Genomic DNA, 15,545 nt, shown 5'->3' with positions numbered 1-15,545 from the left:
GTGAGCATAGTCCGCGATACTCCCCTTCCGCAAGCCGGCAAGGCAGTCGGCGTCGAAACGCTCGATATGACCATGCGCTTCGGCAGCTTCACGGCACTCGACCATGTCTCGGTTCGCATCCCGGCCGGCAGCTTCCATGCCCTGCTCGGCGAAAATGGTGCGGGCAAATCGACCCTGGTCAAATGCATAATGGGCTTCTACCACCAGACATCCGGCTCGTTGTCGGTCGACGGTCGGGAAGTGACGATCGCCTCGCCGAAGGATGCCGCCGCCTATGGGCTCGGCATGGTCTATCAACATTTTACGCTCGTACCGTCGCTGACGGGCGCCGAAAACCTCGTTATCAGCCGCACGGAAGTCCCCGCCGTCATCAACTGGCCGAGGGAGCGCAAGGCGCTCGCCGGCTTCATGGAGCGCATGCCCTTCCAGATTCCGCTGGACCGGCCGGTCAGCCAACTGGCTGCCGGTGAAAAGCAGAAGTTGGAGATCGTCAAGCAGCTCTATCTCGGCCGCAGCTTCCTCGTTCTCGACGAGCCAACCTCGGTGCTGACGCCGGCCGAAGCCGACGAGATGCTCGGTCTCGTGCAGGGGATGACCGAGCGCGGCGAGCTCACCGTATTGATGATTTCTCACAAGTTCCACGAGGTGACCAAGTTTGCCGACGCGGTATCGATCCTGCGCCGCGGCAAGCTGATCGGCGGTGGCAAGGTGGGGGAATTATCAACAGCAGAGATGGCCGGGATGATGATCGGGGACGTCAAGCTTGCCGAGCTCGATACCCGTATTCCCGTGACCGAAGCGGCAAAACCGGTGCTGCAGATCGAACGGGTCAAGGCACCGGACCGCTCCGGCCTGAAGACCATAGAGATCGACAGCCTGACGGTGCATGCCGGCGAGATCGTCGGCATTGCCGGCATATCCGGCAATGGCCAGAAGGAGCTCACCGAGATCCTTGCCGGCCAGCGGCCGACGCAGGCAGGCTCGGTCACCGTCAAAGGGGCTGCCTATGGCGCCACGCGGCCGGAGACACGCCGCAACAATGTCCGCTTCATTCCCGAGGAGCCGCTGCAGAATGCCTGCGCGCCGCGCATGAGCGTCAGCGAAAATCTGGCATTCAGGACCTTCGATCTCAAGGAGAGCGGTGCCGATGCGATCTGGCTCAACAGGAACAAGATCAGGAAGGGCGCAACCGCGCTCATCGCCGATTTCAAGGTCAAGACGGCTTCGCAGTCTTCGCCAATCGCGGCCTTGTCCGGCGGCAATGTCCAGCGCGCCGTGCTGGCGCGGGAGCTGACGGGCGAGGTCGATCTCTTGATCGTCTCCAACCCCTGTTTCGGCCTCGACTTCTCCGCCGTTGCCGAGATCCGGGCCCGTATCATGCGGGCCCGCAATGCGGGCGCCGCCGTGCTGCTGCTGTCGGAGGATCTGGATGAGCTCATGGAAATGTCAGACCGGATCATGGTGATCTCCGAGGGCAAGCTCGTCTATGAAACACCGGCACGGAGCGCCGATATTTCGGTGATCGGCGCGCATATGGCGGGGCATCACTGATGAGAGAGATCCTCGCCCAGCCCTTTGCCTTCCCTCTACAACGCGATGCTGTCGCGCTTGTAGTCATCGACATGCAGCGCGATTTCGCCGAGCCGGGCGGCTTCGGCGCAAGTCTTGGCAATGATGTTAGCCGCATCACCAGGATCGTTCCGGATGTGAAGCGGCTGATCGAGGGCTTCCGCAAGGCAGGCCTGCCTGTTATCCACACGATGGAGTGTCACAGGCCCGACCTTTCCGATCTGCCCACCGCCAAGCGCGACCGTGGCAATCCCACGCTCAGGATCGGTGACGAAGGCCCGATGGGGCGCATTCTTATTGCCGGCGAGGCCGGCACCGCGATCCTGCCCGAGCTCGCACCGATCGACGGCGAGATCGTCATCGAAAAGCCGGGCAAGGGCGCCTTCTACGCCACTGAACTTGGCGATATCCTCAAGAATAGGGGCATACGACAGCTCGTCTTTGCGGGAGTGACGACGGAGGTCTGCGTCCAGACCACCATGCGCGAGGCGAACGACCGCGGCTATGAATGCCTGCTCGCCGAAGAAGCAACCGAAAGCTATTTCCCCGAGTTCAAAGAGGCAGCCATCGCGATGATCCGCGCGCAAGGCGCGATCGTCGGCTGGACAGCGCATGTCGATGACATTCTGGAGACCATCAATTATGCCTAGGACGACGCGCGAAACCCTGACGACGGGTGGCTGGAAGGATCTGGCCTTTGGTCCCTTTCGCAAGGATGTCACCATTCATTGGATCCAGCCTTTCGAAGCTGATCAGCCCGGCGTTGCCCTTTTGAAATACGAAGCCGGCGCTTCCGTGCCCCGCCACAGGCATGAAGGGCTTGAAACCATTCTCGTGCTCGAAGGCATACAATCGGATGAAGCCGGCGACTATGCCAAGGGCTGCTATATCGTGAATGCTGTGGGTACCGAGCATTCGGTCTGGAGCGATACGGGCTGCGTCGTGCTCATCCAGTGGGACCGGCCGGTGAGCATATTGGAGGATAGCTGATTGGCCCTGTGTGCCTCCTCCATACATGCGTCGGCACCGCATTCTTTTTATTTCTTCTTCGGTGCCAATTCCCACTTGCCCTGGGCGTTCTTCACGAAGCGACGATCTCCCTTGTAGAACGTCACAGCGCCCGTCCGATCGACCTTGATCGCGGTTGGAAGCGGTTGGGCCGCCGCCTTCAGCCGTTCGACCAGCTCAAATGCCTCTTCCCGCTTACCTGCTTCGATGAGCGTCATCAGCTTTGACTTGTATTCCATCCTTATACTCCCATTCATGGAGGACTAGGGACCGACGAATTAGGCGGTCAGTTGTCTCTACATATCGATCAGCCAGTACGGCGTTGCATGAACAGCGAACGCAGTGCCACAACCACCACGCAAGCACTTGAAACCAGGAAAATGGCGCCCGACATGGCGTAAATCGTCGGTGAAGCGCCAGCATTCATCTTGCCGAACAGCACGACCGGCAGCGTGTTTTGTCGGCCTGCCAGATAGAAGGCGCGCGTAAACTCGTTGAGCGACAGCAGGAACGAGAAGATGAACGCGCTTATGAGACCCGGCCGGATAAGCGGCAGGGTGATATCGCAGAATTGCCGGAAACGGCTTGCGCCGAGATCATCCGCCGCCATCAGATAGGTGCGCTTGACGGCGGCGAAGCTCGTCAGAATGACAATGAAGGCGAATGGCATCGCCCAGAGCAGATGGCCGGCGATCACAGTCAATGCCGATGCTTTCACGCCGGCCCGGCTGAGGACCGTCGAGAGCGCCAGCCCCTGTATGACACCGGGCACAAACATCGGTAAGAGCACTGTCAGAAACCATGCGGTGCGGCCACGATGAAGCTGGCGGTAGGCAAGTGCTGCGGCCAGCGACAAGGCCGTTGCGATGACCGCCGTCGCAAGTGCGATGATGAGCGATTGGCCGAGCGCGGCGATGAGCGCGTGCTCCGAACCCAGCGCTTCGTACCATTCCAAGGTTACATCGGAGAGACGCGGCAATCCCGGCTGCAGCGACGGATTGAACGAGACGCCAAGCAGATAGAGCGGCGGCGCATAGATCACCGCAAGGCCGACCACGGTAAGCGTCCAGATGACGATGCGAGGGGTCGTTCCTTCCCTGACGATCATTGGCTGTGATCCTCAAACAGCGAGGCTAGGCCGAATACGGCGTCCCCGATCAGGACCAGCCCGAAGACGACGACCAGCATGAGCGTCGAGATAGCAAAGGCGAGCGGGAAATTGGCGACACGCATCACATCGTTGATCATGACAGAGACGATGGAAGCACCGGCGCCACCGAGCATCTGCACCTCGGTCGAAGAGCCCGCCACCATGACAAAGACAAACAGAAATCCAGCAAAGACACCGGAATAGGTCAGCGGCAGCAATACCGTGCGCGCCATGGTCCAGAAACCGGCGCCGAGGTCCCTCGCCGCCGCCATCGCAACCGGATCGACGCGGCGCATGGAAAGCAGGATGGGGAAGGCCGCAAACGGCAGGTAGGACGCGATCAGCCCGACGATCACGGCAAAATCGCTGAACAGCAGCCAGTCGAGCGGCGCGTCCGTTATCCCAGCCTGCTGAAGCAACGTATTGATGACGCCGGTGCGGCCAAGCAAGAGCCGCCAGGAGAAGGAGCGAATGAGATAGGAGGTGAAGAACGGGATCGTCAGAAGCGCCGCGAGCCCGATCGACAGCCTTGGCCCGGCGAGGAAATACATCGCATAAGCAGTGGGGTAGGCAATCACAAGGCAAATGCTGGCCGTCAGAAACGCCTTGCCGAGCGTAGAGAGGAATACGCTCCAGCGCCCCGCCTCCAGGATAGAGCCATAGGCGGCGAGGCTGAATTCCGGCTTGATCCAATAGGTTGCGGAATTCCAGGCGCAAAAGCTCCAGACCACGACCAGGATCAGTGGCGCAAGGCCAAGCACAAGGATGGCCGCAAGCGGAGCAGCCAGCAATGCAACTGATGTTTTCATATTCTGCCTCCTCTTCTATCAGCGTCCATCGGCGTTAGTCCCGTCGGCCGGGGCCGGTCGTCCTCTTTGGAAAGACAGGCCAGCCCCGATCCATCGCATCACGTCAGGCGTTGCGCAGCTTCTGCCACCATTCTTCGTAGAGTTGGAAATTGTCCGGGCGGCAATTCTGCCAGTAGACCTTTCCGGAGAACTTGGCCTTCACGTGGTCGGCAAGCTTGGCCACCTCGTCCGCCTTGTATTCGTCTGGATGGGCCTTGGCGTAAGTAAGGTTGTTGTCGGTCGGCACGAGGTAACCGCGCGCCTTGCCCAATTCGCAGCCGTAGAGACCGGCGAGCAGGCCATCGACGAACTTATGGGCAACCTCGGCCTTGCCGCGCTCCGCGGCACCCTTGAGAAGCACCGTGTTGTTGCCCCAGCCTTCATAGCCTTCCACCGGAGCGGCATACTCCACCTGAAGCCCGCGCTTGCGTCCCTCGTAGACGATCGGCTCCCAGCCGGTCATCGCATCGACTTCCTCGTTGGCCACCAGCTGTACGCCCTGTTCCCAACCGTTCCAGAAGGTGCGGAACTGGCCGTCCTTCTTGTGCTTGATCAGGAATTCCATGACGAGGCCGAGCTCGGATTCCGAGAGGTTGCCGGGATCCTTGATCGGCTTGTTTTCTGCACCCTTGAGATAGATGGCGGTGAAGATGGCGCTGTTGATCCAGGCGTCTTCCATGGCGACCCGGCCCTTGAGCTTGGGATCGAAGATCACGCCATAGCTGTCGACCTTGCCGAGCTTATCGGGGCGGTAGATGATGGAGTCGGCATTCACCACGGTCGGAATGCCGTACTGCTTGCCCTCGTAGGTCAGCGTCGGAATATCCTTGGCCCACTGCCAGATGCCGGCAAAGTTCGGAATCTTGGAGAGATCCCACGGGGCGATGAGCCCCTGCTTGGCGAGCTCGCGTTCGGCGCCACCCTGAAAGCCGCCGACATCGAAAAGATCGTTGGCGTTGCCGGCGGCAAGACGGGCGACGACGGGGCCGACATCGTTGCCGTTATCGGTGAACTCCGGAGAAACACCACTCTGGCTTGCGAATTCTTGCCATTTGTCGCCGATGTCGAGCGTCGCGGTGGCCCAGAATGCAACCGATGCATCATCGGCCATGGCGCTGTTGGCACCGAGCCCACCAACAGAAAGCGCGGCCGCACCCGCGCCCATGAGCTTCAGCATGTCGCGGCGTTGCAGATTGCTCCTCAAAGCGGAGGAGGCGGAATTACTGCCTTTATTCATCGTGTCATTCCCTTCCCTTTTTTTCTGAGCATTTCAGCCATTTGGGTTCTACTCATCGCGTCCAGCCAGGGCCGACATTCCGGAACGGTCAATCAGAAGCGCTGCACCCGGCTTCAGCCGCACACGCACCTTTTCGCCCGGTATGGGCGGGGTGACATCCGCACTTGTCGTCACCACCACGCGCTGGCCGTCGGCAAAGGCGAGGGTAACGTCATGACTGAGCCCGCGATAGACGCTTTCGACTACTTTAAGTTCAATTGTATCGGCCAAGCCTTCAACATTCGCGAGAAGTTCGATCCGGTCGGGCCGAATTGCCACGAGCGCATCGGTGGGCGCGGTCCCGGCAAGCGTAACGGCCAGTTGTTGACCGGCGATGACAACCACCGCCCGGTTGCCCGAAATCGAGATGCTCTCTGGCCTCAACAGGGTATCGATGCCGACGAAACGTGCGACGAAGGCGTTGGCCGGAGCCTCGAAGAAGCGTGCCGGCGTGTCGATCTGTTCGATACGGCCGCTATGCATCACCGCCATGCGATCCGAGAGGCTGAGCGCCTCATCCTGATTGTGGGTGACGAGAATGAACGTCGCGCCGGTGCGCTTGTGGAGCCGCCCGAACTCGTCACGCATCTGTTGGCGCAAGCGCTCGTCAAGCCCGGTCAGGGGCTCGTCGAGCAGCAGGATACCGGGCTCCATGACAAGCGCGCGGGCAAGCGCCACGCGCTGACGCTGACCGCCGGAAAGAAGATTGACATCGCGATCCGCGAAACCGGAAAGTTCGACAAGGTCCAGAGCCCCCTCGACCTTGGTCTTCAGCGCAGAACCGGACAGTCCCCGCAATTTCAGCCCGTAACCGATATTCTGGGCGACATTCATATGCGGAAACAGCCCAAGCGACTGGAAGACGGTGTTGACGGGTCGGCGATTGGCCGGGACGCCGGCCATGTCCTTGCCATCAAAAAGGACACGGCCTGATGTCGGCTCGTCGAAACCGCCGATCAGTTTCAACAGCGAGCTCTTGCCGCAGCCCGACGAGCCAAGCAGGGTGAAGAACTCCCCTGCGTTCACGTCGAGCGTCACGTCATCGACGGCGCGAACCGGGCCGTAGCTTCTGACGATATGGTCAAGACCGATCGCTATCGCCACGTCAGATGCCTCCCCCATCGCGTTCACGAATGAGGAGCAGGCCTTCTTCGCTCACCTCGAGCACCTGCCCGGCGACCACCAGCGACGTCGAGGTCGGTTCCTCGACGATGAGCGGGCCTGAGATTTTCTCCAGATACGGCAATTTTGTGCGCTCGTAGACCGGGCAGGGCACCCATCCGGTCGCTCCGCCGAAATAGACCTCCCGGCGACCCTTGAAGGCAGCATCGAGCGAGCGGCCGTCGGGCTTCAATTTCGGAATGGCGATGACCGGGCCACGCAACACCGCCTCGAGATGGATCATGGTGATCTCGATCGGCGAGGCCGGAAGGCGGAAGGCATAAGCGCGCTCATGAGCGGCATGATACCGCTCGGCAAAACTTTCAGTGTCATCGCCGGGTTCGAACAGGGCGAAGACGCCGTGCTCCTGGCCGCGATAGCGGGCTTCGACGCGGCAGGTGTACCGTATGTCGGCCGTAGCGCCCTTGGCGAAGTAGGTGACCGCCTCGCGCTTCAGCCCGTCGAAACGGCGCTTCAGCTCATTGAGCGCCTCCGGGTCAAGGGGCGAGAACCAGGTACCGCGGAAATCGGCGCGCGGTTCGGCCGCCAGCATTCCCCAGGCCGAGAAGATACCGGGATGCGGCGGCACCACCGTCACCTTCACCCCGAGATCGCGCCCGAGGCGGGAGGCAAGCGCGGGTCCGGCGCCGCCCGAAATCACAAAGGCAGCGTCGCGCGGATCATGTCCGCGTTGGACCGTCACGAGTTTGAGCGCATTGATCATCGAAGCATGGGCGATCTCGACAATGGCGAGCGCCGCATCCCCTACGGATAACCCAAGCGGCTCAGCCACGGTTGCGATTGCCGCGGTCGCCTTGTCCTTGTCGAGCTGCATCTGCCCGTCCGCAAAGCTTGCCGGATCGAAAATGCCGAGCGTGAGCAGGGCGTCCGAGAGGGTGGGCTTATCCCCGCCCCGACCGTAACAGGCAGGCCCAGGCGTCGAGCCCGCGCTTTCCGGCCCCACGCAAAGCGCGCAGCGCTCGTCGATGCGGGCGATGGAGCCACCGCCGGCGCCGATTTCGACGATATCGACGACCGGCACCTGCACGGGGTAGCCGGGTGCAATGCGGGTATGCTCGAGCTTGTACTCGCTATCGAGGGTCGGGCGGCTGTCATGGATCAACGAGCATTTTGCCGTCGTGCCACCGACATCGAGCGAGAGTATTTCCGATTCGCCAAGCACCGCGCCGATGCGCGCCGCTCCAGCCACCCCACCGGCCGGGCCGGATTCGACGAGTGTCAACGGGCTCATCTGCGCCTGATCGAAGGTCGAGATGCCTCCGTTGGATTGCATGGCGTAATAGGGGCAGGTGAGATCGCGCTCGGTCAATGCGCTTTCGAGGCGCGCGAAGTAGCGCTTGATGATCGGCTGCACATAGGCGTTCAGAACAGCCGTGTTGGAGCGCTCATACTCACGCCACTGACGGGAAACCTCATGGCTCGCGCAGACGGTGGCATCCGGCAAAGCTTCGGCCAGTGCCCTGGCACAAAGGATCTCGTGTTCGGGATTGACGTAGCTATGCAGGAAGATCACAGCCACCGCCTCCACATTACGGGCGCGGCATTCGCGGATGATGGGCTCGAGATCGTCAAGCACGATCGGGCTCAGCACCCGGCCCTTGGCGTCCAGGCGCTCACGGACCTCGAAGCGCAGGCTGCGCGGCACGAAGGGCTCGGGGCTCCTGAAATGCAGATTGTAGAGATCGGGCCGATTGCCACGGCCGATTTCCAACACATCGCGAAAACCGGCTGTTGTCACAAGCGCCGTCTTGACGCCCTTGCGCTCGGTGATGGCATTGATGACAGTGGTTCCGCCATGGGCGAAGAAGATCACGTCGCGCGTGGAAAGCCCGTCCTTCTGCTCGGCAAGCTCGATGGCCGAGAGCACCCCTTCGGACTGATCGGGAACGGTTGTCAGGCTCTTGGCGGTGAAAACCTCGCCGGTGCGCTCGTCGTAGCCGACGAGGTCGGTAAAGGTACCGCCCACATCCGTCGCCAATCTGATCATACCGCCACCCTCTCTTCCAATCCGTACAGGCTTTGCGCCTCCTCCTTCGTGATGTAACCGTTCTCGACATCGCGCCGGACGCTCTCGGCCTCACGAGCGCCTGCCTCGCCCCAACCGCCGCCGCCGCCGGTGATGATGCGTACGAGATCACCGCGCTTGAGCGCGATATCCGGCTCGCGACCAAAATTCCGTGTTTGGCCGCCGCGATCTTCCACCTGCAGGAGATTGGGAGTGCCGTGTGCGCCTCCTTCAACTCCCCAGGGAGGTGTTTGTGTCCGCCCGAAGCTGCAATAGGCAGATGCGCCGTCTTCGAGCACTTCATAGTCGCGGATGACGCCGAAGCCGCCGCGACGGCGGCCCGCGCCTGAGCCACCCTCGATATTGAGGGCATAGCGGCGCACGAGCAGCGGGAAACGCGCCTCGATGACCTCGACCGAGTAATTGTAGGTGTCGCCGTCGGTGAGGGCGATCAGGGCATTGGCGCCGTCCGCATCCTCGCTCGCGCCCCAGCCGCCATGCTGCGGCTCAATATGGATGAAGGGTTGGCCCGCGGCGTCCTTGCCGGCGAGATAGACGACGCAGAGGCTTGTATAGGAGCCCGCCGAAAACCGTTCCGGCATGAGCCCGGCAAGAGCCTTCCAGACGAGTTCGGAGGCATGGACCGAGCCTTCGTAATACCAGCCGGTCGGCGACGGCTTTTCCGCCGTGAAAACCGACCCCCGCGGCGCAATGACAGTGAGGGGCCGAAACCAGCCTTCGTTGGAAGGCGCCTGCGGCGCCACCAACGCCTTGAATATGGTGCGCACCGCCGATTGCAGCGCGCCCGCCGCACAATTGATCGGACCGGCGACAGCCGGCGGGCAACCGGTGAAGTCGGCGGTCAGCTGGTCGCCTGCAATCGTCACCGCGACCCTGACTGCGATCGGATCGGTGGTCACGCCGTCCCCGTCGATGATATCATCGGCTTCGTAGGTCCCGTCGGGCAAAGCGGCAATGGCGGCGCGCGCCTGCTTCTCGCTGACCGCCAGGAGATGATGGAACGCGGCCTCGACAATGGCCACACCGTATTTCCGGGCAAGTTCATCCATGCGGCGCGCAGCAACCCGAACAGTTGCCACCTGTGCCGTCAGATCGCCGATGGCGATGTCGGGCAGGCGGACGTTTTCACGGATGATACGCAGGATTTCGCCAGAGAAACGGTCGCTACGCACCACCTTGACGCCAGGCAATCTCAGCCCTTCCTGAAAGACCGAGACGGCGTTGGGCGCAAGCGAGCCGGGAACCGAGCCGCCGACATCGAGATAATGAGCGACATTGATGGCATAAGCCAAAATCCGACCATCGAAGAAGATCGGCTTGACGATGGCAAAGTCGCAGGCGTGCGTGCCGCCGGAATAGGGGTCGTTCGTGAGCAGGATGTCCCCGTCTTCGAGATCCTCGCCATAGAGTGCGATCAGCGATTTGACCTGCGCGCCGAAAGTACCGGTGAACAGCGTGATGCCGTTCATTTGCGCGACCAGCTCTCCGTTATGCGTCAGGAGACCGCAGGCGAAATCGAGCACCTCGTAGATCACCGGGCTCATCGAGGTTCTGGCCATCACCACGCCCATCTCATCGACGGTCGCATTCAGCTTGCCCTCGATGATCTCCTGGGTCACAGGATCGACAGTCGTCACGAAGCACCCCTCAACGCTATGTTATTAAAACATAGATTAGGGATGAATTGATCACCTCGATAGCCTTCCCGATGGGTGGGCGGGCCGCAATCCGGACCCTACCCATTCGGGTGGGTTAGCGGCTCAGGATACCTTTGTCACGCGCCACGGCCACTGCTGCGGTCCGGGTCGAGACATTGAGCTTGGCGAAGATGTTGCGCAGGTGGAACTTGATGGTGTTGTCGGAAAGCTTGAGTGCCCGGCCGATTTCCTTGTTGGAAAGTCCGGCGCTTAGCAGCTCCATCACCCTGCGCTCCTGGCTGGTGAAGCCGGACATATCCTGGCCGGCCGATGCAGGCTGTGCCGTATCGGCGACCACAAGCAAGGATTCGAGCCGTTTGCGGGTAATATCCGCGACGGCCGGATGATCGGCGAGCGCACGAAGATCGGTGAGCCGCACCGCATGCTCGAGATGGAGGAGCGTGCGGTAATCGGCAAGCGGCATCGTCAACACAAGATCGGAAAGGCGGGCCGCGGCCAGATCGGCACGGCCCTCGGCTGTCAGAAGCCCGATCTCGATAAGCTCGAGTTCAATGGCGCGCAGGGTATGCGGGCGCTGAGCCTGGCGCGTGATCAGCTGGCTGAAAACGTCGCGTGCCTTGGAAGGCTCGCCGAGCGCCAGATAGGCGCGTGTCCAGAAAAGCGACGGTGTCGCGCCACGCAGATGGATTGACAGTGCGTTGGCACGATCAGACGCCAGTGCCTGCACTCCGAAGCCGTTGGCCTCGGCATGGCGGATCGCCTGATCCAGATCGCCCGACGCCATCAAAAGCAGGGCCCGCTCGCCATCGACCAAACGGATGAGCCGATCGAAGCCACGGCGGCGCGCAACCGCGCGGACGCGATCCATGGCGGCGTGGGCGGCGAGATGGTCCCCGCGCATGCGCAGGATCCGCTGTTCAGCCATGAAGCCGGCGGCAAGTAGATCAAACCAAGTGTCGTGACGTTCAAGATGCGGCAGCGCCCAGCTCAGCGCTTCTGCTGCCGCTTCCGTATCGCCGCGAATGGAGAGAAGCTCGGCCTTCAGCACCTGGCCGACAGCATCGAGGTCACTGCCGGGGCCGATATTGGTCTGGGCTTCGCGGATCAGCTGCTCATAGGCGGAAATCGCGCTCGCGCAATCTCCCGAGAGGAAGGAGGCCTGACCGACATGGGTGTAGAGATGCATCGCGCCGAAATCGGCGCCGCCGTCGCGAAAGGCACGGATAGCAAGCTGACCATAGTGCAATGCGCGGTCGAGCTCGCTGCGGATCAGGAAATTATATGAGAGCATGTTCAGCGCGAGCGCCCGATGGATAAGCTCCACGCCGTCCGGCCGCTGCAAGTCGTCCTCAAGCGCGGAAAGATCGGCCGCGCTCACCCAACGATCCATGTAGAGCGCCATAAGAATGCGCACGACACGAAGGTCTTTCGCCAGCGTCTCGTCGCTGATAACGGCGCGTTCGGCTATGGAAAGATAATGGTTGGCGGCGTCGAGCTGCGCCGCCTTGGCGCAAAAGATCGCAAGCCCGAGGGTCGCGAGCGGAAAGCGCCCGAGATTGATCTCGGCAGCGCGCCCGCTCAGCGCCTGGAAGAGCGTTGCGCCGCCGCGTGTGGTGGCATAGACGCGCCGCCAGCCGCCGGCAGTTTCGACGATGCGCGCCGCGAGATTGGCGTCATCCGCGAGAAGCGCGTGCTGGACCGCCCGCTCGATGTCACCTTGAGCCTCGAACCAACGCGCCGCCCGATTCAGCGTGCGCTTGGTGTCAACACCCCTGCGGCTGGCGGTTTCCTTCAGGAACGCGTTGAAGACCGGATGATAACGCATCCAGTTGTCGGGTCCCGCAAGCAGCGTAACCGGAAGGGCATGTTGGTTCAACCGTTCGATCAGACCCGCACGCTCTCCCCCTTCCAACACCGCCTCGAGCAGCACACGATTGAAGGCAGGCAAGGCGGCGGTCTCAATCAGAAACTGACGGATGTCCTCAGGCAAGTGTTCAAACACCTGCTCCGAGAGATAGGAGCCCATGTCGGCACTCCCGCCGTCGAACGAGGCCAGAATGGCGTAACCCTCTTCCGATTCCGAAACCAGCAGGCTCACCATCTGCAGCGCCACGGCCCAGCCCTCGGTCCGGCGATTGAAGGAGCCGACCTGCTCTTCAGTCAGATCGATACCCTTGCCAGCAAAGAATTCCCGCGCCTCGGAATCGGAAAAGCCGAGCTCGGCGATACCAAACTGCTTGAATTCGCCGCGGAGCCGCAATGCGGAGAGGGGAAAGCGCGGCGGGCTGCGCGTCACCAGCACCAGTTTGACGTGGCTGAGCGAGGGATCGGCGAGGATCTTGGCCATCAGCGCCTCGGTCGCATCTGTCTGAGCGAAATGGTAGTCGTCGAGGAAAATGATGACGGGGCCTTCAAGCTTGCGCAGGCGCGTCGCAAGGACCGAAAGAAGCGCGCTTGCCGGCAGATTGCCGGCGTCGCCGCCATCCTCGGCCAGAAGCGGCTCCAGCGCATCGATGAGGGCAAGAAGAAAAGCGGCCTGATCCATATGCTCGGCATCAAGCGAGGCCCAGCAGAGACTGACACCTTCCTCCTTCAGCAGCTCGTACCATTGCGCCGCAAGCGAGGTCTTGCCGTAACCGGCAGGCGCCACGATTGTCGTCAGCCGACGCAGCCCGGCGCGCTGAAGCTGCCGCAACAGGTCGTCGCGCTTGATGGTTTGCTGTCCGCTTGATGGGGGAGCAAATCGGTTCTGTCCACTCATGGGGCGGGATGATGCTGACTTGGCGGGCGCTTGGCAAGTCAAGCTAAGCCTCGTCTTTTAGTTGTCCCCTGTGGGGCAAATCTGGAAACGATTTCAGTCGTTCCGCATGCTTCGACGAAGACGATCAAGAGAGATCGGTCTCGCTTACCATGTGGCGCTTCGATGACAGACCCGCCGAGGACGGGACCGCCATCGCTTCAACGTATCAATAGATCTCCGGCACGTACATTTCCGGCGGCACCGGCGTGCGGTGGTAGTCGGCGTTGCGCATGCGCTCCGGCAGAATAATTTCCGGCTTCGGCACGTTTTCATAAGGAATCTGGGTCAGGAGATGCGCGATGCAGTTCAGGCGCGCCTTCTTCTTGTCGACGGCGTGTACGACCCACCACGGCGCTTCCGGAATATGCGTGCGTTCCAGCATCTCTTCCTTGGCCTTGGTGTATTCCTCCCAATGCACACGGCTCTGCAGATCCATCGGCGACAGCTTCCACTGTTTCAACGGATCCTGAATACGCATGCCGAAGCGGAATTCCTGCTCTTCGTCGGTGATCGAGAACCAGTACTTGATGAGAATGATGCCGGAGCGCACCAGCATGCGTTCGAAATCCGGCACAGAGCGGAAGAACTCTTCCAGCTCCTCCGAGTTGCAGAAGCCCATCACGCGCTCGACGCCGGCGCGGTTGTACCAGCTGCGGTCGAACAGCACCATTTCGCCGGCGGTCGGCAAATGGGCCGTGTAGCGCTGGAAATACCATTGATGACGCTCGCGCTCCGACGGCGCCGGCAGCGCGACCACGCGGCAGACGCGCGGATTGAGGCGCTGCGTGACCCGCTTGATGGCGCCGCCCTTGCCGGCGGAATCGCGGCCCTCGAACAGCACGACGACCTTGAGCTTCTTGTACTGTACCCAGTCCTGCAGGCGCACGAGTTCGTGCTGGAGGCGAAAGAGTTCGCGGAAATAGATCCTGCGGTCGAGCGACGGGTCGGTCTCGTCGCCCATCCCCTCGGCAACCAGTTCGTCCAACCGGTCTTCCTCGAGCTGCATCTCCAGCTCCTCATCGAAGCTATCGATAATCTCGTCCTTGATGCGGTTGAGCCGATCCTGGGTCTCTTCGGTCATTGCGCGCCTCCTGCTCTGTTTTTCGTATTGATGCTGAGATATTCGACCGGAAGGAGCCAGCGCGCTCGCGCTGACTCAAGTCGCGGTATTACTCGGCCGTCCAGCCGCCATCGACCGACAACGTGGTGCCGGTGATCTGCTTTGCGGCGTCGCTGCACAGGAACACGGCGATGGCAGCAACTTCGTCGACGGTCACGAATTCCTTCGTCGGCTGGGCGGCGAGCAGCACGTCACGCTTGACCTGCTCTTCCGTCATGTTGCGTGCCTTCATCGTCTCGGGGATCTGCTTTTCGACGAGCGGCGTCCAGACATAACCCGGCGCGATCGAGTTGACGGTGACGCCATCCTGCGCGGCTTCCAGAGCAATGGTCTTGGTGAGGCCGGTGATCCCGTGCTTGGCCGAAACATAGGCCGATTTGAAGGGCGAGGCGACCAGCGCATGCGCCGAGGATGTGTTGATGATGCGGCCCCATTTGCGAGCCTTCATGCCGGGAATGGCGGCCTTGATCGCATAGAAGGCGGCAACGAGGTTGATGCGGATGATCGCTTCCCATTTGTCATCAGGGAATTCCTCGATCGCGGCGACAAACTGGATGCCGGCATTGTTGACGAGAACGTCGAGGCTGCCGAAGGCTTCCTCGGCATCGCGCACCATCGATGTCACTTCCTCGCCAATCATCATGTTGGCGCCGGAATAGCGGCACTTCACGCCAAAATCGGCTTCGATGGCCGCGCGTTCCCTCTCGATCGCATCGGCATCGCCGAGACCGTTGATCGTCACGTTCGCGCCTTCGGCGGCAAAGGCACGCGCAATCGCAAGCCCGATGCCGCTTGTCGAACCAGTGACCAGCGCATTCTTCGAAGTCAACGAACCCATGATGCTACTCCCGCAATCTCTATGACATGGTTGAGTAAAGGGAAAATGCCGAGATGAGCGCACACTGCCA

General features: G+C 61.5%; 13 protein-coding genes. 3 read left to right on the top strand and 10 right to left on the bottom strand.

Annotated features, from left to right (window positions below):
* Genes JTP94_RS16110 through JTP94_RS16100 form a run of 3 tightly spaced genes read left to right on the top strand, consistent with a single transcriptional unit; the run spans position 1 to position 2,559 of the window.
* Complete coding sequence (locus tag JTP94_RS16110; protein ID WP_204851496.1) at positions 1–1,551, top strand: ABC transporter ATP-binding protein; 1,551 nt, start codon at positions 1–3, stop codon at positions 1,549–1,551.
* Positions 1,551–2,219: a cysteine hydrolase family protein gene (locus JTP94_RS16105; protein WP_204851495.1), complete on the top strand. Its 669-nt coding sequence runs from the start codon at positions 1,551–1,553 to the stop codon at positions 2,217–2,219. The genes JTP94_RS16110 and JTP94_RS16105 overlap by 1 nt, the downstream gene beginning before the upstream one ends.
* On the top strand, positions 2,212–2,559 hold the full coding sequence (locus JTP94_RS16100) for a cupin domain-containing protein (protein ID WP_204851494.1): 348 nt from the start codon (positions 2,212–2,214) through the stop codon (positions 2,557–2,559). Before JTP94_RS16105 ends, JTP94_RS16100 begins: the two co-directional genes overlap by 8 nt.
* A gap of 47 nt (positions 2,560–2,606) precedes the next feature.
* On the opposite strand, the gene JTP94_RS16095 is transcribed toward JTP94_RS16100, so the two are convergent.
* The 10 genes from JTP94_RS16095 to JTP94_RS16050 form a co-directional block, all read right to left on the bottom strand.
* Positions 2,607–2,816 carry a hypothetical protein gene (locus JTP94_RS16095; RefSeq protein WP_037192961.1) on the bottom strand — a complete coding sequence of 70 codons (210 nt, stop codon included), beginning with the start codon at positions 2,814–2,816 and terminating at the stop codon, positions 2,607–2,609.
* 68 nt (positions 2,817–2,884) lie between these two features.
* On the bottom strand, positions 2,885–3,685 hold the full coding sequence (locus JTP94_RS16090; RefSeq protein WP_204851493.1) for an ABC transporter permease: 801 nt from the start codon (positions 3,683–3,685) through the stop codon (positions 2,885–2,887).
* Positions 3,682–4,536, bottom strand: coding sequence for an ABC transporter permease (locus tag JTP94_RS16085; protein WP_204851492.1), 855 nt, complete (start codon positions 4,534–4,536; stop codon positions 3,682–3,684). The genes JTP94_RS16090 and JTP94_RS16085 overlap by 4 nt, the downstream gene beginning before the upstream one ends.
* Positions 4,537–4,639: 103 nt before the next feature.
* On the bottom strand, positions 4,640–5,812 hold the full coding sequence (locus JTP94_RS16080; RefSeq protein WP_204851491.1) for a PotD/PotF family extracellular solute-binding protein: 1,173 nt from the start codon (positions 5,810–5,812) through the stop codon (positions 4,640–4,642).
* A gap of 48 nt (positions 5,813–5,860) precedes the next feature.
* Positions 5,861–6,955: an ABC transporter ATP-binding protein gene (locus tag JTP94_RS16075; RefSeq protein ID WP_204851490.1), complete on the bottom strand. Its 1,095-nt coding sequence runs from the start codon at positions 6,953–6,955 to the stop codon at positions 5,861–5,863.
* Position 6,956: 1 nt separating this feature from the next.
* Entirely contained in the window at positions 6,957–9,020 is a 2,064-nt protein-coding gene (locus JTP94_RS16070; RefSeq protein ID WP_204851489.1) for a hydantoinase/oxoprolinase family protein, read from the bottom strand.
* Positions 9,017–10,696: a hydantoinase B/oxoprolinase family protein gene (locus tag JTP94_RS16065; RefSeq protein WP_204851488.1), complete on the bottom strand. Its 1,680-nt coding sequence runs from the start codon at positions 10,694–10,696 to the stop codon at positions 9,017–9,019. The genes JTP94_RS16070 and JTP94_RS16065 overlap by 4 nt, the downstream gene beginning before the upstream one ends.
* 115 nt (positions 10,697–10,811) lie before the next feature.
* The gene (locus tag JTP94_RS16060) at positions 10,812–13,478 is read right to left on the bottom strand and encodes a LuxR C-terminal-related transcriptional regulator (RefSeq protein WP_204851487.1); all 2,667 of its coding nucleotides are present in this window, start codon (positions 13,476–13,478) and stop codon (positions 10,812–10,814) included.
* 205 nt (positions 13,479–13,683) lie between these two features.
* The gene (gene ppk2 / locus JTP94_RS16055) at positions 13,684–14,598 is read right to left on the bottom strand and encodes a polyphosphate kinase 2 (protein ID WP_204851486.1); all 915 of its coding nucleotides are present in this window, start codon (positions 14,596–14,598) and stop codon (positions 13,684–13,686) included.
* 88 nt (positions 14,599–14,686) lie between these two features.
* Entirely contained in the window at positions 14,687–15,475 is a 789-nt protein-coding gene (locus JTP94_RS16050; protein WP_204851485.1) for a 3-hydroxybutyrate dehydrogenase, read from the bottom strand.
* Between the last annotated feature and the right edge of the window lie 70 nt (positions 15,476–15,545).

Source organism: Martinezella lusitana (assembly GCF_016901135.1).
In the GTDB taxonomy this organism is placed as follows: domain Bacteria; phylum Pseudomonadota; class Alphaproteobacteria; order Rhizobiales; family Rhizobiaceae; genus Rhizobium; species Rhizobium lusitanum_D.
Note: the sequence above shows the minus strand (reverse complement) of the source record. Positions and strands in the feature narration are given on the sequence as shown.

Excerpts from the sequence above, each read along its gene's own strand:
- JTP94_RS16080 (WP_204851491.1), bottom strand. The coding sequence starts at position 5,812 with ATGAATAAAGGCAGTAATTCCGCCTCCTCCGCTTTGAGGAGCAATCTG.
- JTP94_RS16070 (WP_204851489.1), bottom strand. The coding sequence starts at position 9,020 with ATGATCAGATTGGCGACGGATGTGGGCGGTACCTTTACCGACCTCGTC.
- JTP94_RS16090 (WP_204851493.1), bottom strand. The coding sequence starts at position 3,685 with ATGATCGTCAGGGAAGGAACGACCCCTCGCATCGTCATCTGGACGCTT.
- JTP94_RS16100 (WP_204851494.1), top strand. The coding sequence starts at position 2,212 with ATGCCTAGGACGACGCGCGAAACCCTGACGACGGGTGGCTGGAAGGAT.
- ppk2 (WP_204851486.1), bottom strand. The coding sequence starts at position 14,598 with ATGACCGAAGAGACCCAGGATCGGCTCAACCGCATCAAGGACGAGATT.
- JTP94_RS16105 (WP_204851495.1), top strand. The coding sequence starts at position 1,551 with ATGAGAGAGATCCTCGCCCAGCCCTTTGCCTTCCCTCTACAACGCGAT.
- JTP94_RS16060 (WP_204851487.1), bottom strand. The coding sequence starts at position 13,478 with ATGAGTGGACAGAACCGATTTGCTCCCCCATCAAGCGGACAGCAAACC.
- JTP94_RS16050 (WP_204851485.1), bottom strand. The coding sequence starts at position 15,475 with ATGGGTTCGTTGACTTCGAAGAATGCGCTGGTCACTGGTTCGACAAGC.
- JTP94_RS16095 (WP_037192961.1), bottom strand. The coding sequence starts at position 2,816 with ATGGAATACAAGTCAAAGCTGATGACGCTCATCGAAGCAGGTAAGCGG.
- JTP94_RS16085 (WP_204851492.1), bottom strand. The coding sequence starts at position 4,536 with ATGAAAACATCAGTTGCATTGCTGGCTGCTCCGCTTGCGGCCATCCTT.